Source organism: Flavobacterium branchiicola, from assembly GCF_018383905.1.
Taxonomy (GTDB): Bacteria; Bacteroidota; Bacteroidia; order Flavobacteriales; family Flavobacteriaceae; genus Flavobacterium; species Flavobacterium branchiicola.
This window is the reverse complement of sequence record NZ_JAGYWA010000002.1, coordinates 789,197-810,457: the sequence shown is the minus strand read 5'-3', so window position 1 is coordinate 810,457 and position 21,261 is coordinate 789,197. Positions and strand designations below refer to the sequence as shown.

General features: G+C 35.2%; 16 protein-coding genes. 11 read left to right on the top strand and 5 right to left on the bottom strand.

Going from position 1 to position 21,261, the window contains the following annotated elements; translation table 11 throughout:
• Window positions 1–25: 25 nt before the first annotated feature.
• From KHA98_RS06955 to KHA98_RS06945, 3 genes are all read right to left on the bottom strand, one after another.
• The gene (locus KHA98_RS06955) at window positions 26–295 is read right to left on the bottom strand and encodes a hypothetical protein (protein ID WP_213256630.1); all 270 of its coding nucleotides are present in this window, start codon (window positions 293–295) and stop codon (window positions 26–28) included.
• A gap of 512 nt (window positions 296–807) precedes the next feature.
• Window positions 808–2,298: a DUF1254 domain-containing protein gene (locus KHA98_RS06950; protein WP_213256628.1), complete on the bottom strand. Its 1,491-nt coding sequence runs from the start codon at window positions 2,296–2,298 to the stop codon at window positions 808–810.
• A 358-nt stretch (window positions 2,299–2,656) separates the two neighbouring features.
• A complete protein-coding gene (locus tag KHA98_RS06945; protein ID WP_213256626.1) occupies window positions 2,657–3,769 on the bottom strand; it encodes a Fe(II)-2OG oxygenase family protein in 1,113 nt (370 codons plus the stop codon).
• 269 nt (window positions 3,770–4,038) lie between these two features.
• Here KHA98_RS06945 and KHA98_RS06940 point away from each other — a divergent pair, with 269 nt between their 5' ends.
• From KHA98_RS06940 to KHA98_RS06890, 11 genes are all read left to right on the top strand, one after another.
• Window positions 4,039–4,674 carry a nitroreductase family protein gene (locus KHA98_RS06940; protein WP_213256624.1) on the top strand — a complete coding sequence of 212 codons (636 nt, stop codon included), beginning with the start codon at window positions 4,039–4,041 and terminating at the stop codon, window positions 4,672–4,674.
• 23 nt (window positions 4,675–4,697) lie between these two features.
• The gene (locus KHA98_RS06935) at window positions 4,698–6,215 is read left to right on the top strand and encodes a pyridoxal phosphate-dependent decarboxylase family protein (RefSeq protein ID WP_213256621.1); all 1,518 of its coding nucleotides are present in this window, start codon (window positions 4,698–4,700) and stop codon (window positions 6,213–6,215) included.
• On the top strand, window positions 6,196–8,652 hold the full coding sequence (locus tag KHA98_RS06930) for a GNAT family N-acetyltransferase (RefSeq protein ID WP_213256619.1): 2,457 nt from the start codon (window positions 6,196–6,198) through the stop codon (window positions 8,650–8,652). Before KHA98_RS06935 ends, KHA98_RS06930 begins: the two co-directional genes overlap by 20 nt.
• 1 nt (window position 8,653) lies before the next feature.
• Entirely contained in the window at window positions 8,654–9,976 is a 1,323-nt protein-coding gene (locus tag KHA98_RS06925; protein ID WP_213256618.1) for a lysine N(6)-hydroxylase/L-ornithine N(5)-oxygenase family protein, read from the top strand.
• Between the two features lie 12 nt (window positions 9,977–9,988).
• Window positions 9,989–11,836 (top strand): IucA/IucC family protein, encoded by a 1,848-nt coding sequence (locus tag KHA98_RS06920; RefSeq protein WP_213256617.1) that lies wholly within the window; start codon window positions 9,989–9,991, stop codon window positions 11,834–11,836.
• Window positions 11,833–13,239: an MATE family efflux transporter gene (locus tag KHA98_RS06915; protein ID WP_213256616.1), complete on the top strand. Its 1,407-nt coding sequence runs from the start codon at window positions 11,833–11,835 to the stop codon at window positions 13,237–13,239. The genes KHA98_RS06920 and KHA98_RS06915 overlap by 4 nt, the downstream gene beginning before the upstream one ends.
• Window positions 13,240–13,274: 35 nt before the next feature.
• Complete coding sequence (locus KHA98_RS06910) at window positions 13,275–13,517, top strand: acyl carrier protein (protein ID WP_213256615.1); 243 nt, start codon at window positions 13,275–13,277, stop codon at window positions 13,515–13,517.
• Window positions 13,518–13,534: 17 nt separating this feature from the next.
• Window positions 13,535–14,950, top strand: a complete 1,416-nt coding sequence (locus KHA98_RS06905) for an AMP-binding protein (protein ID WP_213256614.1) — start codon at window positions 13,535–13,537, stop codon at window positions 14,948–14,950.
• Window positions 14,951–14,983: 33 nt separating this feature from the next.
• A complete protein-coding gene (locus KHA98_RS06900; RefSeq protein ID WP_213256613.1) occupies window positions 14,984–16,075 on the top strand; it encodes a heparan-alpha-glucosaminide N-acetyltransferase domain-containing protein in 1,092 nt (363 codons plus the stop codon).
• 108 nt (window positions 16,076–16,183) lie between these two features.
• Window positions 16,184–18,553 (top strand): TonB-dependent receptor, encoded by a 2,370-nt coding sequence (locus tag KHA98_RS06895; protein ID WP_213256611.1) that lies wholly within the window; start codon window positions 16,184–16,186, stop codon window positions 18,551–18,553.
• 22 nt (window positions 18,554–18,575) lie between these two features.
• The gene (locus KHA98_RS06890; RefSeq protein WP_213256609.1) at window positions 18,576–19,790 is read left to right on the top strand and encodes a hypothetical protein; all 1,215 of its coding nucleotides are present in this window, start codon (window positions 18,576–18,578) and stop codon (window positions 19,788–19,790) included.
• 175 nt (window positions 19,791–19,965) lie between these two features.
• Here the strand turns inward: KHA98_RS06890 and KHA98_RS06885 are convergent, their stop codons facing one another.
• Window positions 19,966–20,316 (bottom strand): immunity 51 family protein, encoded by a 351-nt coding sequence (locus KHA98_RS06885; protein ID WP_213256607.1) that lies wholly within the window; start codon window positions 20,314–20,316, stop codon window positions 19,966–19,968.
• A 40-nt stretch (window positions 20,317–20,356) separates the two neighbouring features.
• Window positions 20,357–21,091, bottom strand: coding sequence for a DUF1266 domain-containing protein (locus KHA98_RS06880; protein ID WP_213256605.1), 735 nt, complete (start codon window positions 21,089–21,091; stop codon window positions 20,357–20,359).
• Window positions 21,092–21,261 lie beyond the last annotated feature (170 nt).

Genomic DNA, 21,261 nt, shown 5'->3' with positions numbered 1-21,261 from the left:
AGATTCTGATAAGAGTAATTAATTATTAAAACCCATCTATTAGTCTTTTTCTGAAAATATCAAAAGATTCTATCCAAATACCCCAAAGTATAGGAACTCTGAACCCTTTAAATCGCGGATTTAATTCTAATTTTTTATTAACGATTAGATCGCCTCCATGATCGATTTGGGCTATTTCGCTCATCACAACACGTTTAATGCCTTTGTCAATGTTTTTGATTTGTTCTTCTGTAAGGCTTATACCATCAAGTGAGACAGTAAATAAAGCATCATTTTTTAATTCATTTGTTTTCATGTCTAAATAATTTAAGTTATTGATTAATAATTCATTTTAAATACCACCATCGTTATTTTGCTTTCTCATTTAAATCAAGCCATAAAATAGGCTTCATTAGAAAAAGAAAATACCGAATCATACAATATCCAAATAATGAATAAACTTCTTTATTTATAGAGTAAAAAGAAATGAAGGGTAATTAAATCACCCAGCCTGGTCGGGTAGCGATACTTAAATTCAATTAGGAAGCAGTCAGATAATTTAAATCTTAATTGAACTTAAAAAGATTTTATCAGTTATTTAGTATTGATGTTTATTCGCAAATGTAGTACTTTTGAGAAAATACGTACAGAGTACAAATACCTGTTTTACAACAACTTAAATACAAAACTAATTATACATCTGTATATGCTATTTATATGTAAACTCATATTCGCCCCAAAATAAAAAGAGATGCCAAATAAATTTTGACATCTCTTCTATAATTAATTCAGCCTAATTGCTTTTTGAAAATTATCTTTTAATACCAATTACATCACTTTAACAACAGCAGGCGGATTCCAGCTATCATTTAATACTGCTTCTTCTGGCCAATAACATCTTACGTACAAGGAAAAAACGTCTTTAGGTGATGGCAGCCAATTGCTGATTTTATCATCAGAAGGAGGTCTGTTTTGTACATAAATGGTAAGCGAGCCATCTGCATTTTTTTTCAGATTTTTATTTTTTGTTCCCAAAGAATATCGTCTAAGATCATTAGGCGCAAAAAAATGTTCGGAATTGTACAAAGTAAGCGACCAAAAACCTTTTACAGGAGGAACTTGTCCGCTGGCAAATGTTACCGTGTACTTATTTGATCCATTTAATCTTGTACCGGCTTCATCACGATCCTGATAAAAATATCGGGTTTCATTTGGTTTGTTTACAAAAATATTTGCTTTGGCACACGAAAGTCTGGTCAGATAATCGTAACCAAACTGCGCTCCATTTCGTTGTGTTGTCCAATTGTATTTAATAGGATATCCCACATTTACAAATTGAAACAAAGGGTCTAAATAATTCTTTTCAGCATCAATTGCAGCATTTATTGCAATTTGTTTTAGTTTCGGATTTTTATTTAAAGCATCTAAAAGTGAGTGAGCTTGCGCATACAGTGCCTCCTCTCCCGGCATTGGCGGTACTTCTTTTAAAATATCTGTTAACTGATCAAAAAATGTTTCAGGTTTAACCCATTTTGTTTCCACTTTGCCACCGGCAGGATCTGGGGGTGTCACTTTTGTTTTTTTCCAATCGGTAATTTTCATTTTCCCGTCAAAATCTTCCAAAGGATATAATCCAATTTGATTAACAAGTGGCTGAACTGCTTTTTTATCAGCCGGGTCATCAGTTTGGAATACACGAGGAATAACGATTCCGTATCTTGTAGTAGATCTAAAAACTTCCGTAATTCCATCAGGAACTTTTCCATTCCAATCTTTATGAGCAAGAAGATAAAATCCAGGTTTTGTTCCATACATTTTACCTAAACTCGCAAATCCGTCGGTTCTTTGGTTGCAAACCTGATAGACCCAAAAACGATCTCCAAAATCGGGAACCTGAACCACTACTGGCCCATTTGAAAGATCCAGTGGTGCTAAACCATACACCACATCCTGATTCGGGCAGGCAACAGCTCTTTCTTCTGGCTGAACGTAATCATTTAGCATACATAAATGGTTTGGCGGCGCTAAAGGAAGCACACCTCCACCATAAATTGGTCCAGGCAAAGCTCTAAATGTTTCTACACGATTGTGTATATTGGTCAGTGGCCAGCCCCATGCATAAAGACTTGTCGCTATATTTTTTACATAAGCGTCTGTCATTATAGTGTTTGGAACTGGAGCTGTCGGCAACTTTTGCTGTTCTGCCAAAGTTGCAACTGAAGTTGAATCTGCCGAATTAGAATTTAATGTGCCATCTTGTTTTTTACAAGCTGCCAGAAAAAACATTACACAAATAATAAAAAAAGCTTTTTTTTTCATAATTATAATTATTAATTTTTTAGGAAATTGCTATAGAATCCGTCAATAACATCGAATGATTATTTCTTACTTTCGTACTTAGCTGCACTAACAGAAATAAGATTTTATGATTAATAAGGACATTTTTTCTATCCTTACTAAATTATGGTAATATTTAACTGAAAAAATTTAAAACCTGTTTCAAATTATAATCTGAAACAAAGTTTTTACTTCTAGATACGAAAACAGGCAAGACCTTTCTTCTGTTTATACCTTCTTCATTTAGACGTGATTCCACAATATTGTAATTCATATTATTCCAAAATAAAAAGAGATGACAAACATAATTTGACATCTCTCTTTAATTCAGCCTTAATGATTAATCCTGATCGAAAACTTTTCCCAAATGTTCTTCCATCACAAAGTACGGATCATCGGTATGTGTCATTGATCGTATATGAATTAAACTCGTTTTACTCATCATTCTGAGCATTTGGCGTCTTTCGCACTTCACAATTTCACCATTTTCCTCCCTCTGCCCTGCTGTAAAAGCACTTCTTCCGTGGGCACATAAATGATTATTAACAAATATTACATCTCCGGAATCCGGGATATAATCACTATTAATCAACTCTTTGGCCTCGTTCCAGAATTCGGTTAAATTATAAAGCGCTTCCGGTGTTTGTCCTGCATTTTCGTTAAATATCTGCTCTGCGGCATCAAATCTAATAAAAGGGAGTTTTTTATTTCCGTATAAAACAGAAGCCAACGGACCTTCGTTAATTTCATCCTGATAATTGGCATCCTTAGGACACTGATAAATAGGATCGAAAAGTTTTTCCATTATTCTATTCACCTTTCCGTGTGATCTTACTGAATATAGTGTCGACGGAACTCTTTCTTCATTTCGTAGATAAAGAAAGCTTAAAAAATCAGCCTGATGTAACAAAAACGCATCTTCGGTATGAACATACAGATTTGTTTTTGATCCCGAACCTGTCTGTGTAACTGCCATATTTTCATCCGGAATTACAGCATGAAGAATCCCTCCGCCTTTTCGCTGTGCATAATATTGAACAGGTTTAGAAGGAACGGCACCATGAAGCAGTGAACAGATAAAGCCGTATTTATTGAGTTTGGAGTAATCAGCACTTTGCCAATTAGCCGGAGTTGGTCCTAAATGATCCTGATCTACCTCGAGAAGACCTCTAAAAATAATGGCTCCGTATTGATCTGCTGAAAAGTCTGTTCCAAAACGGCTTAAGATTCTGGCGATTCTTTCCGGAAGAAGCTGGAATGAATAAAGATGAAGCGCCTCTATATAGTCGGGATTTTCATAACTCTTAAATGCCTTCTCCAACAGAGCGCCAACATTAGATAAAATATTTCTTTCCTGAGGTGTAATCTCCACTATCAGTGGGCTTGTAGGAATTTGATAACCATAATTTTCTTTTACTGGTATTTCATCTTCAATTAATAACTGTGATCTCATTTTATTAGTTTATTTAATAGTTAAAAAAATCAGACAAGCAAAAACATAAACCCTTAAAAACAAACTATATACAAATAAAACATCCTTCAAATACATTTCAAAAATGTAAAGAATTTCGTGTATTTATTTTTCTGTTTTATTTTTTTTATAAAGATTAATTTCTACATTTGTCGCCACTGTTTTTATTCATTCTAAATAAAATCTACTTACAAATGTATTTGTTTTATCAATTAAAAAAAGAATTTTCTTAAATAATTTTTTAAAAAAATATGAATATTAGTACCAAACCCAATGAAACCAAGATGTCGCAATCTACAGACCGGCAAAATAAAATTTCAAAAATCATACGGACAAGACGAAGTGTTTATGCCGATGAATTTGTAAAGCAAAATATACCGGATGAATTATTAAATGAAATTTTAATAAACGCGACCTACGCCCCTACTCACAAAATGACGGAACCCTGGCGGTTTATTGTTTTGAAGAACCATTATTTAAACCAACTAGGCTCTTATCTGGCGGACTATTACAAAGACTTTTATTTTGAAAAGTTTGCTGCCGAAGAAGCTTTTGAAAAGTACAATGTGCTTAAAGAATATCCTCTTAATTCGGCCTGTGTTATTGGCGTTGTTATGGTTCGTAATACCAAAATTAACCTGCCGGAATGGGAAGAAGTTGCAGCCGTTTCATCTGCCGTTCAAAATATGGCACTCACCTGCACTGCCCATAATATCGGGAGTTACTGGAGTACATCTGCGGGCGCAATTGATTATGTAAAGCAATTTGATCTGGCCGAAAATGAACAATCTCTCGGTTTAATGTATGTCGGCTATTATCCTGAAGACCTTGAACCATCAAGAAAAAAAAGAACCCCGATTGCTAACAAAGTAACTTATTTCCAATAAACTCAATTCTAAAATTTATCATTATGCAAAACCTATTAGACAATGACCAGGATGTCTTAGTTAAAAGCTCCGTCGACAATTTTTATCAGGATATTTTCCATGAAAATTCAGAGGCGGAATATACAAACGCAATAGCACTAGTACAAAAACGTGTGTCTGGTTTTCTTGAAAACACCAAAATTCCATTTAGCGGTATTAAACCTGAGGAAATAAAAAATAAAGTAGAAGCTGTAAACTTAGATCAGCCGCTTAAAGATTATGAAAGCCTTTGGGATGAAATAGATGAGATTTATGTCAACCATGCAACTGCCTATCATTTACCGGAATATATTGCCCATTTGAACTGTCCTGTTGTGATTCCGGCTTTAGCTGCCGATGTGCTGATAAGCGCTATTAATTCGTCTCAGGATACGTATGATCAAAGCGCCGGAGGAACATTTATAGAAAGAAAATTGATTGCCTGGACGGGTGAACAAATTGGATATAACACCGATTGTGACGGTATTTTTACAGGCGGAGGCTCACAGAGTAACCTGATGGGGCTGCTTCTGGCAAGAGATTATTTTGCTTTAAAATATCTGAATTGGAATATCAAACTAAATGGCTGTCCTCCGGATTCTAGTAAGTTCCGAATTTTTGTTTCGGAGAAATCTCATTTCAGTAATCAAAAAAATGCTTCTATTCTCGGGCTTGGCGAGCAATCTATTGTTCAGGTTGTTACCGACAGCCGTTACCGAATGGATGCTGAAAAACTAAAACAAGCCATTATTGAAGAAAAGGAAAAAGGCAATATTCCGATTGCTATTGTGGCTACGGCAGGAACGACCGATTTCGGTAATATCGACCCATTATCAGAAATTGCAGTTCTTGCAAAAAAACATGAATTATGGATGCATGTGGATGCTGCTTATGGCTGTGGATTATTGCTGACAGATAAATACAAGCATCTGCTAAACGGCATCGAACAAGCTGATTCTGTTACAATTGATTATCATAAATCTTTCTTTCAGCCTATTTGCAGCAGTGCTTTTATGGTGAGAAACAAACAGCATCTTCATATTATAAAACATCACGCTGATTATTTAAATCCTAAAGAGCAGGATTATGATGAACTTCCGGCGCAAATTAATAAATCCCTTGTACAAAGTACACGTCGTTTTGATGCTTTAAAACTATGGTGTACACTGCGTTATATGGGCAGAACTAAATTGGGGCAATACACAGATACCATTATTGAAACTACCAAACAAACGGCTGAAATATTAGAAAACGACAACGATTTTGAACTCTTAACCGATTCTGATTTAAGTGTTTTGGTTTTTAGATATAAACTAGACGGCTGGCCTGGAGACACTTGCAAAATGAACTTACACATCAAAAAGAAAATGTTTTTTAATGGTGAAGTTTTAGTGGCAAGTACAAAAGTAAACGGCATTTTTTACCTGAAGTTCACCATTTTGAATCCACTAACGACTACAGCACACATCAATAATATCCTTTCAATTATAAAAAAACACGGAAATGAATACATCTTCTCGTAAAGAGATTGCTCAGGAAGCAGTCGATATAACATTTACAATTTTACTCAATTGCTGCGTGCGTGAGCTAGGCAACAGTAGTTTTTATGAAGGGGTTCCTAAATATGATCCTGTACTAAAATCGTATATGTCAAAGTACAATCATAAACTTCATCTAAAACTGGATTTTCAGGTTGATCAGGTTGAAGTCTATGCACCCATACGTTACAGATCTGAAACCTTCAGACATTTGTATGACTTTCCGATGATGGAACGTGATCTTACTACTGATACTATAAAAGAAATAGATGCTGACCGTCTTTTAGAATTAATTACAACTCATGTAAGACAGCAATATCCGCTGGCAGATTCTAAAAATGTAAAGAAAAGAATGCAGCTGAGTACTGAGAAAATAGCGCAGTTTTTAGAGCATTTTCAAACTTCAGGTCAGCAGTTTAATAAACCTGAAATGACTTTTATTGAAGCCGAACAATTATTTCCGGCAGGTCATTTACTGCATCCGCTTACCAAAGGACGCGAAGGATTTACGGAATCTGAAGTTTTAAAATATGCACCTGAAACTGGCGGTCAATTTCAGTTGTATTATTTTTTAGTGCACCCTGATTTGGTTACAGAAAAATCTGTAGATGCTATTTTACCTTCTGATTTTGCAAAAGCAACAGTATTAGAAGAAAGTAACGGAGATAAAAAAGTACACGATTTACTGGAGAAATATCCTAATTGGAAAGTGATTCCGGTTCATCCGTGGGAAGCTGCTCATTTTAGATCCCAAACCATATTTGATACGCTGGTAAAAGAAAACCTGCTGATCGATTTAGGCGAATTTGGAAAAGAATTTACAGCAACCTCATCGGTAAGAACGGTATACAATAAGGAAAATGATTATATGTATAAGTTTTCGCTTCATGTAAAAATTACAGGAGCAGAACGCATTAATCATTATCATGAACTTTACAGAGGTTATGAAGTATCGCGCTTAATGCAAACTGCCTGGGGAGAAAATGTTAGGAAAACGTATCCTGATATTGAATTGATCTGCGATCCGGGTTTTATATCGGTATCGTATAACGGAAGTGTATTGGACAGTTTTTCTACAAGTGTGCGTTACAATCCGTTTAAAATTGCTTCAGGCGAAAAGGAAAATAATGTCTGTTTATTGGCTTCTCTATGTCAGGACAGTATATTGGGAGAAGCTTCGAGAATGCAGAACATCATTCAAAAAGCTTCTGAACAAACGGGATTATCTCTGGAAAAAACCAGTGAACTTTGGTTTAAAAAATATATCGACATTATCGTTGATGGTGTAGTTAAAATGTTCAATGAGCAGGGAATGTTCTGCGAGTGGCATCAACAAAATACACTTGTTCAGTTGGATGCGGCGTTTATGCCAGAAAAACTATTTTTTCGTGATAATCAAAGTTTTTTATTTAGAAAATCTTTTGAAGAACAGCTAAATGAGATCGTTCCAGGTTTAGCTGAAAATGGAAAAATGTTTATCCCGGATGATCGTTTGTATAATTTATTGCTTCATTATTTCTGGGTGGGTAATATACTGGCAGTGGTAAATACTTTTGGCACGAGCCAGCTTGCAGATGAAAAAAATCTCCTAAACATTTTATATGACACTTTAGAAGATTTACAAAAAGAAGACGAAAGCGGTCTGATTACGTTTATTCTGGAAAGCAGACATTGGAAAGTTAAAGGCAACTTACTTACGGCACTTAATGATATTGACTGCGGTGGTAATCCTGCCGGTGTTACGCGTATCAACTTCCCAAATGTTTTACACAAACGCTTCTTTTCAGAGCAATTGATAAATCCAAAAGGAAAAGAATTGGTCTACAACCGTTATTTCCCAAAAGAAGATGTAACAATTAGTCTGCGTCCTGTTGATATAGAAAATGATCTTGAAATGCTGCATGAATGGTTTCATCGTGATCATGCCAAAGCGAATTGGAAAATGGACTGGCCTTTGCGCGAATTGGAAACGTATTACAGAACCCTGCTTCCGAGTGACGGTTTGTACAGCTACATAGGAATGGCAAACGGAGAACCGACTTTTAATATCGAAGTATACTGGCCAACCCGTGATGTATTGGGTGATTATTATGATGTTCTGCCTACTGATTATGGAACGCATCAATTTATTGCACCGACAGATCCGAAGCAGAAATTTGTCTCTCCATCAACACAATGTATGATCGATTATGTATTTGCTCAGTCTGAAGTGGGAAGAATGGTTGGTGAAGGTTCTGTTAATTCCAGAGCTTCGATGATGAACAAAGCTTTTCATGGCTTTAAAATCGATAAAGTCATCGAAATGCCGCATAAAACCTCTAATCTTAATTTCTGCTATCGCGAATGGTATTGGGAAAAATTCCCTCAGAATAAAGACATTAACATAAACGCAGAAGCAGAACATAATCTTATAAACCAATAATATGGAAGATCGTAAAGTATATTCATTAATAGGCATCGGTATTGGACCTTTTAATTTAGGTTTAGCCGCTTTGTTAGAACCGGTTGAAGACGTTTCGTCACTTTTCTTTGATCAAAAAGAGCAGTTTAACTGGCATCCGGGTTTGCTTTTTGACCATGTTACATTGCAGACTCCTTTTTTATGTGATTGTGTTTCAATGGCTGATCCTACAAGCAAGTTTAGTTTTTTAAATTTCCTTAAAAAGACAGATCGCTTGTATAAATTTTTTATCCGCGAAAATTTCTTTGTACTCCGCAAAGAGTACAATTTATACTGCCAATGGGTTATTAAACAGCTGCAAAACTGCCGTTTTTCATCCAGCGTAAGAGAAATTTATTATAAAGATGGTCTTTATGAATTACATGTATTTCATAAAGATGAAGATCAGACTAAAATTTACTATTGCGAAAAATTAGTATTAGGAACGGGTACTGTGCCTATACTTCCTGACTTTGTTGATTTAAAAGAAATGGAAAAAGTTTGTCATACGTCAAGCTATCTTTTTAGAAAAGAAGAAATATTAGAGCAGAATACTGTTACCGTAATTGGTTCCGGACAAAGTGCTGCCGAAGTATTCTTTGATCTGCTTCAAAACAGACCTAAAAACCTAAAACTGAATTGGTATTCGCGCCCCGATCGCTTTTTTGCGATGGAATATTCTAAACTTATTCTAGAGCATACATCGCCGGATTATATCGATTATTTTCATCAAATGCCATCTTCGACCCGAAAAGTCATGCTGGATCGTCAGAAATCACAATTTAAAGGAGTCAACTTTGATTTGCTGAATGAGATTTATGATCATCTATATGCACTCAGCGTAGATAACGAAGATGTTGGTGTAAAAATCAGACCGAACATTCAATTGGATGATATTACTTCTGGAATTCACAACAACTATGAACTACATCTGGAGCAAATCGAACAGCAGAAAAAGTTTACTGACCAAGCTGATTATGTGATCTTAGGAACCGGATATCATTATCAGGAACCTCAATTTCTTAAAGATATTCAGCACCGCATTAGCAGAACCTCAACAGGCAGTTACGATGTAAAAAGAAACTACAGCATCGATACTAACGGCAGTGAAATTTTTGTGCAAAACGCAGAAATTCATACACACAGCTACATTTCATCAGATTTAGGCATGGGCGCTTATCGTAATTCCTATATCATTAACGAAGTGGCGAAACGCGAAGTATACAAATTAGAAAAGAGAATTGCTTTTCAGGATTTTGACCTGTCGGGGATTGTTGCAGAAAAAGCGGAAGAAATTAGTATTTAACACACCTCTAAAATGAATATAGAAACAATACCACACTTAGAAGTTTTTACCGTTCAGGTCTGGGAAAAAGTAAACCTTAATTTGTTAGCTAAGAGTTTAGCCGAATTAATGCATGAAGATGTTGCCAAACCTACCATTACGGGCAGTAAAGATGGTCTTACACATTTTAAACTAACAACTGATCTTACGGAGGTATATTATACGTTTTCAGCTTCTCCTAGACTTTTAGAGTATTGGCATATCGAAAAGGAAAGTATCCAAAGATGGGAAAACGGTGTTGCCGCTTCCGCTAAAGATGTTCTTTGCTTTTTTATGGAATTACAAAAAACCTTTGGCATAGATTCTTTTACACTCGCAAAATATACTGAAGAACTTCTGAATACCTTATATGCCGATGCACATTTGTACACCCGCGAAAAGTTAAGTGCTGCTGAGTTAACAAAAGCTGATTATCAGACTATCGAGCATCAAATGGAAGGTCATCCGTGGGTTATTGCCAATAAAGGACGTGTTGGTTTCAACAACAGCGAGTATCACAATTACGCTCCCGAAGCCAACAAGAATACCGATTTATACTGGCTTGCTGCGCATAAAAAAAGAGCGGCATTTAATGCTTTGGAAACGATTCATTTTAATGATTTTTATGCCGAAGAATTAGGCGTTGAAGTTTATAAAAGATTTCAGGAAAAGCTTCGTGATTTGAATCTTGTGGTTGAAGATTACGTTTTTATTCCCGTGCATCCATGGCAGTTAAACAATAAAATCTTATTACAGTTTCATCAGGATCTTGCGAACCAATATTTAGTGATTTTGGGCAAAAGCGACGATGTATATTCGCCTCAACAAAGCATTAGAACTTTTTTCAATTTAAGTCATCCTTCCAAACATTATGTAAAAACGGCCATCTCTATTTTGAGTACAGGAAATATCCGCGGACTTTCCCCAAAACAAATGGACATTGCGCCAAGAGTGACAAAATGGGTAAAAGAAATGCTGGATAAAGATTCATATTTTGAGGAAAAAGAAGTGGTGCTTTTAGGCGAAGTTGCAACGGTTTCGTATCGTCATCCGCAATACAATGCAATAACCGACAGTCCGTATCATTATCGCGAAATGTTGGGTGCATTATGGAGAGAAAGCGCAGAGAAATATCGCAAACCTGAAGAAAACCTAATGACGATGGCCTCTTTATTATATATTGATGACAATGGCTGTCCTTTTCTGCAGGAATTGATAAACGTCTCTGGATTAAGCACTCAAAAGTGGCTTGAGCAATATTTAGAAGCCTATTTAAAACCTCTGCTTCACATCTATTATCAGCATTCTTTATGCGTAACTCCTCATGGCGAGAACATTATTTTGGTCATGAAAAACGGAATACCACAGCGTATTATCATAAAAGATTTTGTTGATGATATTGTTTTGACAGAAGAAGCCAAATCAAAATTACCGGATGATCTTAAAGACGGACTTATTCAATCTTCTAATAAAGAGAATACGCCTTTATTTATTTTGATTGGTGTTTTTGATGCCTTTTTTAGATATCTATCCGATATTCTGCATACGCACATGGATTATGATGAACATCTTTTTTGGAAAACCGTAATAGGATCGATTGAGGAATATCAACAAGCTAATCCGCATTTGACAGACCGTTTTGAAAAGTACAATCTTTTTGAGCCTGAGTTTAAACGATTTTATATCAACAGCTTAAAACTGCTTAATAATGGATATGCTGAACAAACTGGTTTTGCCGTACCGAAAAAAGGAAGTAAACTTCCTAATCCGCTCTATGTAATCAGACAATATGAAATGAACGAGTTTACAGAGATTAGCGAAACAATACAGCACCAATCATGAAAGTAGTTGTATTACGGCTTCAATCCTATACTGATTTGTTTATAACCGCGGTATTAGGCCGAGAGAAAAAATTCACTTCAGGCAGTATTAACAGAGCAATTGTATTGCTTGCCGTTCCTATGGTTTTAGAACTCGTAATGGAATCTGTTTTTGTTTGTGCCAGTTTGTTTTTTGTGAGTAAACTTGGTGCCGCGGCAGTTTCTATTGTGGGTTCTACAGAATCTGTTATCAGCTTTTCGTATTCGGTTTCAATTGGTTTAAGCATTGCTGCTTCGACTTTAATTGCACGGCGCGTTGGTGAGCAGAACTTTAAGGATGCAAGCATCACAGCCGGACAGGTAATAAACATAAGCGTAATCTGTGGTATACTAATAAGCATCATTTGTTTTATATGGAGTGATGAAATACTGGAACTTGTGGGGCTTTCTCCAGCCAGTATAAAACAAGGCAGTTTGTATGCCAAAGTCATGTTTGCCAGCTGCGGGTTTATTATTATCCGCATTGCGTTAAACGGTATTCTTCGTGGTGCCGGTTATGCCTCTATGGCGATGCGTACATTATGGCTATCTAATGCCTTAAATATAATCTTGTGTCCTCTTCTTATTTTTGGATGGGGACCAATACCTGCCTACGGATTATTAGGAGTTGGTACCGCTACAGCTGTTGCCCGTTTTATAGGAGTCTGCTATCAGGCTTTTCATTTGATTAAAGGAACAACCATTATTCAAATAGGAAAAGAACAACTGGCACTTCACCGTGAAACTTTTCAAAAAGTAATGAGACTTACTTTTGGAGGTATGTTACAGTATCTGATTCCCGCATCGAGCTGGCTGTTTATGATCAAAATTGTTTCTCATTTTGGAGGCAATGCCCTCGCAGGTTACATAATAGCACAACGCGTTGCATCGATAGTGACTACACCAGCTTGGGGAATAGGAAACGCTGCCGGAATTTTAACCGGACAAAATCTAGGTGCTCAACAGCCCGAAAGAGCCGAAAAATCAGTCTGGAGAGCAGGCATGATTAATATGTGCTTTTTGATTTCAGTTTCAATTGGATGGATTTTTATGGCCGATCCTGTTGTCAGAATCTTTTCTGATGTACCCGAAGTGATCGATAACAGCACAACTTACATTCACATTATTTCAATCGCCTATGTATTACTGGGCTACACAATGGTTATTTCCAGAGCACTTAATGCTGCCGGAAAAGTCATGATCGTAACCCTGCTTTATATTCTCATGTTTTATGTGATACAAATACCGCTTTCTTATGTCTTTGGAGTAGCCTTGGGTTTTGGTCCAAAAGGCATTTTTGCCGCGATATTACTTTCAGAGCTTGTATTGGCTTTTGGCTGTATCACAATATTCAGAACAGGAAAATGGAAGCTGGCTAAAGTTTAAAATAAATAATATAAACCAATTTAAATAAAATTATTATGAGTACAACACAAGAATTACATCAAGTATTTGCAACTGCATTCGAAATACCAGTAGAATCAATTACACCGGATTTAGAATATCAGGGTATTGTAGAATGGGATTCTATGAGCCATTTGCTTTTGGTTGAGGAACTAGAGCGTTTTTATGATGTTGCCATTCCTATGGAAGATATTCTGGAAATGGGAAACATCGATAAAATAAAGGCGATACTGAAGAAAAACGGTGTAGAAATCCAATAATTCCAAAAGAAAAAAGTATGGGACTTTATGATTTAATTCAAAAAAATAAAAAATTAAATTTTATAGATGCAAAAACCAAGGTTGTTAAAACGTTTAACGATATACATGAATCTTTAGCTATTGAAGATTTGCGCGCCGTCGTTTTTATTTATAATGACAATCAGCTGCCGGCAATTGAAACGTTTTTGAATTTTTATCAAAAAAAGTACACAGTGGCTTTGCTTAATGCAGGTTTACATCCTGATTTTAAACAAAACCTGGAAAACGAATACAAACCTGCCTATATCTTCGATCCGTCAAGAACTGAAGTTGAAGACTATGATTTAAAACAGGTGTCTAAAGATATTTCTGTATTTAAAAGAAGTAAAATTCAGCTCTACCCTATTCATGGTGATGTTAAGCTTTTAATGAGTACATCGGGAACCACCGGCTCACCTAAATTTGTTAAGATTTCAGATGATAATCTGGTTCAGAATGCTTTATCTATAATGGAGTACATGCCAATAACGGAACACGATGTTGTTCCGTTAAATGTACCTATTAATTTTGTGTATGGTTTTTCGATTTTTACAACAAACTGCATAAAAGCAAAAACCATTGTATGTACTGACAGAGATGTACTTCAAAAAGAATTCTGGTCAGATCTGACTGAATATGGTTTTTCGACACTAAGCGGCGTTCCTTATTTTTATGAGTTGCTGCATCGTTTTGGTTTCTTTAAAAAAGACACGCCTTCTGTACGTTATTTCACCCATACAGGAGGAATGCTGAATCAGGAACTGGCAAACGTCATTTCAAATTACACCCATAGTTACAACAAACAGTTTTTCGCACAATATGGGCAAACGGAAGCCAGCGGCAGAATGGCTTTTTTACCGCCAAACGATTTTCAGACCAAAGGAACCTCAATAGGATTTCCCGTGAAAAATGGAAGATTTGAAATTGATGAAACCACAGGAGAACTTATTTATTACGGTCCTAATGTTTCCGGAGGTTATGCCAATAACATTTTTGATTTACAGGATTACAATCATACTGATAAACTTTATACAGGAGATTTGGCAGAACAGGATGAATTGGGTTATTATCATATAAAAGGACGTATTAAACGTATTATGAAATTATTCGGAGTCCGTTTAAACCTTGATGAAGTCGAAGTTTTACTAAAAAATGAATTGGGCGGACAAACCTTTATCTGTATCAGTATTCAGGACAAATATCTCGGAGTCATTCATCAGGATAAATCTTTATTGCGCGAAACAATAACCAAGGTAATTAAGGAAAAACTGGGATTGCATGCCAGTTCAATAAAAAACTATTATTTCGACCACGTGCCTCTGACTGTTAATGGTAAAGTAGATTATCCAACCATAATTAGAAACATCAACGAAAACGAAAATTCGGTCGTAGCTGTAAAAACGGTTATAGCTTAATTTCAAATATTTAATAAATAGATTTTAAAAACTATGGAACAGCAAAGTAAAAGAATTGAAGCACTGGATCTGATAAAAGGAATGAGTGTTATTGGAATGATCATCATACATACACTGCTAACGTTTGCAGATGTAAAATCACAGTCGGAAAGCGCTATTGGCCTTTTTATTGTTTTTTTAGGCAGAGGAACTTCAATTTTTCTAATCTGCATGGGATTAACCTTTATGACTTCTCGTCATCAAAGTCTTAAAAGTTCACTAACACGTGGTTTGCTACTCTTAGTAGCTGCACTTTCAATGAATTTTTTAAAGTTCATTTTTCCGGTAATTTTTGGTTTTGCACCTCATAATTTCATACAAAGATATGGCTGGCACGGACCAATCGAGCAGCAGTATATGTATTTGATGTTATTGGGCGATATACTTCAGTTAGCAGGAATGTCTTTGCTGTTCATTGGTTTTATTAGAAAATATGTCACAAATAAATACGGAATTTTAGCCATCGGATTGTCAATAGCAGCAGTTTCCAGAGAAGTCAGCGGAATCAATCTGGATTTTCCGGTAGTTAATTATGTCTTAGATCTTCTTTTCAGCAATGATTATCCGGCATACGTTTATTTCCCTGTTTTTCCATGGATGTCATTTATTATCATTGGAATGTTTTTTGGCAAATGGTATCAGGAACTTAATTATAACAGACCGCAATTGTTTAAAAACATGCTGTATATCGGCTTTTTGTTTGTTGCTCTGGGCGCACCTTTAGTTTTTATTTACGGAGCTTATAATTACAATGGTTTTTACCACATGGGGCCGGGCGGTGTTGTTTATTTCGCAGGCTGGACATTAATTTTCCTATGGATCCTTTTTAAAATATCCATAAATATCAAAGAAAATAAATTTACAAAACTTCTAAAATATTGCAGTAAGAACCTAACGTCGATGTATATGACACAATGGATATTAATTTCTTGGGGTAAAGGCATTTTCGGTTTTAGAGAAAACGGAATAACAACTGTACTGGCACTTATAGCAATGTATATTATATTAACCTTTTCGGTTCAGATACTCATCGATTTCTTCAGAAAAAAGAGCAAAAAATCAAAAGTTATTGAAGCTCTAAATTAAATTTTAATATATTTTTTTTGCGATTAGGATATTATTAATAGATAATTTCATACTTTTGAGCTTTTATTTAGAACAAATAAAAATAATATATAATTCTAAGTATATTTCATGAAGCTGAAAATAATATTGCTCTTTATGTTCTCGTCGACATTTTTAATGGCACAAAACACAATCTCTGGTAAAGTAAATGATGAACAGGGAAATCCGCTGGCAGGAGTTAACATTCTGCTTTTAAACACAGAAATAAACGTCAAAACAAATTCTGGTGGATTTTATCAAATAGAAAATCTTGAAAATGGCCGTTATACACTTGAAGTTAGTTCAGAGGGTTATATTTCAAAGAAGCACACAATAGTTTTAAAAAACACTGCAACTACTTCGGTTACCATAACTTTAGAAAAAGTGGATAAAACATCGGATGATGCAGAGAAATTAAATGACGTAGTTGTAAAAGGTGTATCTGAAAAACGAAAAAAAGAGGAAACAGCGCAAGCCGTTTCTGTAATAGAAATGCGCGAAGCTAAATTTCAAACTGCCGATTTGGGTGAAGTACTTGCTCAAACGCAGGGTATAAATGTAAGACGTAGTGGCGGTTTGGGTTCCCGAACCAATTTTTCAATGAATGGACTGACAGGAAATCAAATTCGTTTTTTCTTAGAGGGAATTCCTTTAGAATATCACGGTTACACTTTTGGAGTTTCAACAGTTCCGGTTAATTTAATTGATCGTGTTGAGTTTTATAAAGGCGTGGTTCCTATAGAATTTGGAGCCGATGCACTTGGAGGTGCTGTCAACTTAATCACTCCGAAAATAAAACCGGGCTTCAGCGGATCATTTTCTGGTCAGGCAGGATCTTTTGGAACCTACAGAACATCACTTATACTTACGGATTATAATGAAAAGACCGGATTTTTTATAAAAGGAAGCGGATTTTACGACAGCTCTCAAAACAACTATAAAGTAGATGTTGATGTAGCAGATGATGCCGGCAAGATAAAAGAAGTAACAGTACCAAGATTTCATGATGCGTACCAAGGTTACGGAGCGCAGTTAATAACAGGATTTAAAGACAGAATTTGGGCTAAGGAATTAAGCATCGAAGGATTTTATACCGATTATACAAAAGAAATTCAGCATAATCAATTAATGGTTGGTGTTCCTTACGGAGAAGTTATGACGTATCGAAAATCAGCCGGAACTGTACTTACCTATCGCAATACCTTTGGTGAAAACTTTATGTTAGATGTTATTTCTGGATACAATTACCGCGAACGTCAATTTAGAGATGTATCTGATTATGTTTACAATTGGTATGGCGAACGTATTGAGGGTTCTGCAGGAAATGTTAGCGGAGAAATTTCAGAATCTACCGGACCAAGTGATACGTATACCTGGAATAATGATGTTTTTTCGCGTCTGAAAGCTTCATGGAAAATCAATGATCAATATGCTGTAAGTTTTACCTCAGCACCTACTTACTCCAAACAAACCGGAGACGACAGACTTATCACTGGTTATGATCCGGCCAGCGCCGTAAGAGAATTGTTTACATGGGTTAATGGTGCCGACTTTAAAATTAATGCACTCGATGAAAAATTAGAAGATGTATTTTTTGTTAAAAACTATTTGCAAAAAATCAGTTCAGAAGAGAAAATACCTTCTAACAATACAGTCGTAAAAGAAAGCAGAAGTGTGAACTATTTTGGTTTAGGAAATGGGTTTCGTTATAAATTTAATGAACAATTTTCGACAAGGTTAACCTATGAATATGCTACCCGTTTACCGCAAACTGACGAATTATTCGGAGATGGCCAATTTGTACAAGGTAATCTGAATTTAAAACCAGAACGCAGTCATAATGTTAATTTGGAGCTTTTTTTCAAGTCTAAAGCTAATTATGAAACGAGCAGTTGGCAGATTCAGTCGAATGTTTTCTTAAGAAAAATAGACAATCAAATTTTATTTGTTCCAAGTGTAGATCGCAATAACATGTATCAGAATGTATTTGCTGCCACTTCAAAAGGAGTTGAACTTTCCGGTAGCTGGACTTCAAAAAATGGTAATCTTTCCTTTACCGCAAACAGTACTTATCAGCACTTTTACAATGACTCAGACGAAGGAATATTTGCAGCCTATAAAGGAGACAGAGTACCAAATCAGCCTTATTTTTTTGCTAACGGAGGCGCTAATTATTCTTTCCACAACATAATTGGCAAGTCAGACAAATTATCCCTTTTTCTTGATGCCAGATATGTACATGAATTTTTTAGAAGTTGGGAAAGCGCTTCTGTAAATCCATTTGTTATTCCAAGTCAGCAAATTTTTGATTTCGGAACAACGTATCACAATAGCATAAATGGACTTAGATATGCCATAACAGGAGAAATACAAAACTTAAGTGACGAAAAAAACTATGACTTTTTTGGTGTACAAAAACCAGGAAGATCATTTAATATCAAATTAGTAACTCAATTTTAATTATAATTATATAACCAATAGTATGAAAACAAATCGATTTTTTATCAAACATGCGGCATTAGCAATAATGTGTTCGGTATTTGCATTAACATCATGTAGTTCTGATGATTCTAAAACAGATGAAGGTCAGGGGAAAAATCCAACAGTTATAGCTTCAGTACGTGTAAATACACCTGGAGGCCGAGTTTTTTATTTAGGAGCTTATGATAAATTTCCTTCCACTCTTGATTACAAAAGTATGACAGAGATTGGTCCGGGTGCAACAATATATTCTTATGGTGAACATCCTTATGTTTGGAATGGTACAGCTTCTACCCTAACTAAATACAATGTAAGCAATGAAATGAAAATTTCAAGTGCAGATGCTTTGAGTCTTGCCGGAACCGGAGTAAGTGGTACTTTTGGACCTCCTGCTTTTGTATCTGAAACTGAAGCCTATTTTTTCGCCTTAAACGATGGAAAAATCATCAAGTTCAACCCGACAACGATGACAATAACAGAAACGATAGCAGTAACTCCACTACCTTTAAGTAATGATGCTGCGGTTAAAACATCTACTTATATGAGTTATGTTACTTCTGCAAAAAAAATCATTTTACCGGTTGCTGCAACACCTACAGATTTTAATAAATTTCCGCAATATGCTCAAATTGCTGTTTTTGATATCGCTACAAAAGTAGTTTCTTATGTAAAAGACACCCGTATGTCAATGGGCTATGATACATTTGCAAAAGGAAATGATGGAACTTTATATTACAGACCTTCGCGTGCTACATCATTATCATTAGATTACAGTACGGTAACAGGCGCTCCACCAGCTGGCGGAATGTTAAAGGTAAATCCTAACGGAACATTTGATCCTAACTTTTTTGTAGACTTAAAAACTCCTCTAAATGCACATTCAGTAAATGTGGTTGCTTATGTTCACGGAGATAAAGCTCTTGCTCAATATTTAGACAACACATTTACTCCACCTGCAAAACCTGCTGATTGGTACAATGCACCAACAAAATTTGCGCTTGTAGATTTAAAAACATTAAAAGTGGAACCTTTTACTTCTTTTGAAAAATACGGAACTGTTTATAGTGTTGGTACAATTGATGGTGTAGAATATTATGGTAATATTACTGCTCCTGATGGTAAATTCAGTCTTTTGAAGCAAAAAGGAGCTGCTGATTTTGAAGCCGTTTCTGAAGCGCTTGGTGGTAGTTTAATATTTGTTGGAAAATTAAGATAGTAACTATAGCGATCTTATCTTTTAGAATTTAATAACTTCTAAATAGTAAGATTCGAATTTAGACCAATATCCCTTAAAAAAGAAGAATCTGCCCGTTTGGACAGATTCTTCTTTTTTATAAATGTACTGCTTAAAAAATCAAGTTAGACTTTTTAATTATTTACCTCTAAAAATACTAATCTAGTTCTGCTCTTGAAAACAAATCAAGAATAAGCGTTTGGTTTTCACAGGCTTCTTTAAATGCAATGATGAAAGATTTTAATGCATCGCTATCTGATGAGTAGGCACAAAACATACTTCCTTCCGGGTCAAATTTAACTATATTGATAAGTTCAGGCTTTTGTTCTTCTAAAAATATTTGTGCCAAAGATCCCCAATCGTACCCATTTCCTTCAAAACCTTCTTCTTCTCTTGTTTCGAAAACTTCAGTTTTGTAATCTCCTACGTTTAAGCATACCGAAACACTATTATCGTGTTCAACCCAAAAAAATGGGGCAATTGATTCTTCAAAATTGTTACTATCCATATTATTTAAATTTTATCTAATTCCGATTTATTGCCCTCTATTATGCTATATATTTATATTTCTCATAAATATCTACATCCTCAATTTTTCTTAATGACGGTCCTTTTCCAGACAGTATTTGTTTACTCTCTATTATTATTTCATCAAGGTCAAATCCCTGTATAGTTCTGCCTAATAAAAATGAAATTGTATAATCTTGCCAGTTCTCCCCTTTTTCAGTTGCGATGTCCGAGGCTTTTTTCATAATTTCCCACGTTTCACTTTCTGTTAAATAGCCCACCCAATAACACCATTTTGCCAATGAAACAGCTCTGCAAACATCCCAGGCATAAGCTGATTTTACCTGAGCAATGCTATTAAAATCTAATCCTAAGCCTTTGGAAATATCTTTTTGTATTTTTGCTAATTCGTTTGTTGATTCCACAAAAACAGGATCAAATTCAGTACTTCTTTGCAATAACAATAAATCATTCAATGTTTCTTTTGCTTCTGTCGCATTTGTAATTTCCCATTGTTGTCTCAATCCGCCTACATATTGATTTAGATTATTTTCTGGTTTGATTCCAAGTATCTTTTCACCTCTGTAATAAAATAAAATCCCTCCAAAAGAAAGCAGTCTTTTTTGTTCATGTGTTAATGGTTTATCGGAATGATTATTATTGAAATTCTCTAGTTGAAGATTATTTCGTTTTTTCATCATTGTTTTTAAGAAAATCATGTAAGCAATAAATAAAACCGCAATTCCGATAATAATAAAGTAAGTGTTCGTCGTCATAAAAATTTATATTAAATCTGATTATTTAAAAATCTTAGAATTTTATTAGCTATAGTACTATTTAAAGAAATGAGAATAAGTTTCATTTCCATTTCAAACTTACCTATTATTTTCTATAAAAACAGACAAAAACCCAACTATTTAACACTAAAATTCCTTAAGTTCCCTTT

What these genes read in the sequence shown, in the direction of transcription:
- KHA98_RS06940 (WP_213256624.1), top strand. Translation starts at nt 4,039, where the DNA reads ATGAATATTAGTACCAAACCCAATGAAACCAAGATGTCGCAATCTACA.
- KHA98_RS06950 (WP_213256628.1), bottom strand. Translation starts at nt 2,298, where the DNA reads ATGAAAAAAAAAGCTTTTTTTATTATTTGTGTAATGTTTTTTCTGGCA.
- KHA98_RS06955 (WP_213256630.1), bottom strand. Translation starts at nt 295, where the DNA reads ATGAAAACAAATGAATTAAAAAATGATGCTTTATTTACTGTCTCACTT.
- KHA98_RS06885 (WP_213256607.1), bottom strand. Translation starts at nt 20,316, where the DNA reads ATGGATAGTAACAATTTTGAAGAATCAATTGCCCCATTTTTTTGGGTT.
- KHA98_RS06890 (WP_213256609.1), top strand. Translation starts at nt 18,576, where the DNA reads ATGAAAACAAATCGATTTTTTATCAAACATGCGGCATTAGCAATAATG.
- KHA98_RS06900 (WP_213256613.1), top strand. Translation starts at nt 14,984, where the DNA reads ATGGAACAGCAAAGTAAAAGAATTGAAGCACTGGATCTGATAAAAGGA.
- KHA98_RS06880 (WP_213256605.1), bottom strand. Translation starts at nt 21,091, where the DNA reads ATGACGACGAACACTTACTTTATTATTATCGGAATTGCGGTTTTATTT.
- KHA98_RS06945 (WP_213256626.1), bottom strand. Translation starts at nt 3,769, where the DNA reads ATGAGATCACAGTTATTAATTGAAGATGAAATACCAGTAAAAGAAAAT.
- KHA98_RS06905 (WP_213256614.1), top strand. Translation starts at nt 13,535, where the DNA reads ATGGGACTTTATGATTTAATTCAAAAAAATAAAAAATTAAATTTTATA.
- KHA98_RS06920 (WP_213256617.1), top strand. Translation starts at nt 9,989, where the DNA reads ATGAATATAGAAACAATACCACACTTAGAAGTTTTTACCGTTCAGGTC.
- KHA98_RS06935 (WP_213256621.1), top strand. Translation starts at nt 4,698, where the DNA reads ATGCAAAACCTATTAGACAATGACCAGGATGTCTTAGTTAAAAGCTCC.
- KHA98_RS06930 (WP_213256619.1), top strand. Translation starts at nt 6,196, where the DNA reads ATGAATACATCTTCTCGTAAAGAGATTGCTCAGGAAGCAGTCGATATA.
- KHA98_RS06925 (WP_213256618.1), top strand. Translation starts at nt 8,654, where the DNA reads ATGGAAGATCGTAAAGTATATTCATTAATAGGCATCGGTATTGGACCT.
- KHA98_RS06915 (WP_213256616.1), top strand. Translation starts at nt 11,833, where the DNA reads ATGAAAGTAGTTGTATTACGGCTTCAATCCTATACTGATTTGTTTATA.
- KHA98_RS06895 (WP_213256611.1), top strand. Translation starts at nt 16,184, where the DNA reads ATGAAGCTGAAAATAATATTGCTCTTTATGTTCTCGTCGACATTTTTA.
- KHA98_RS06910 (WP_213256615.1), top strand. Translation starts at nt 13,275, where the DNA reads ATGAGTACAACACAAGAATTACATCAAGTATTTGCAACTGCATTCGAA.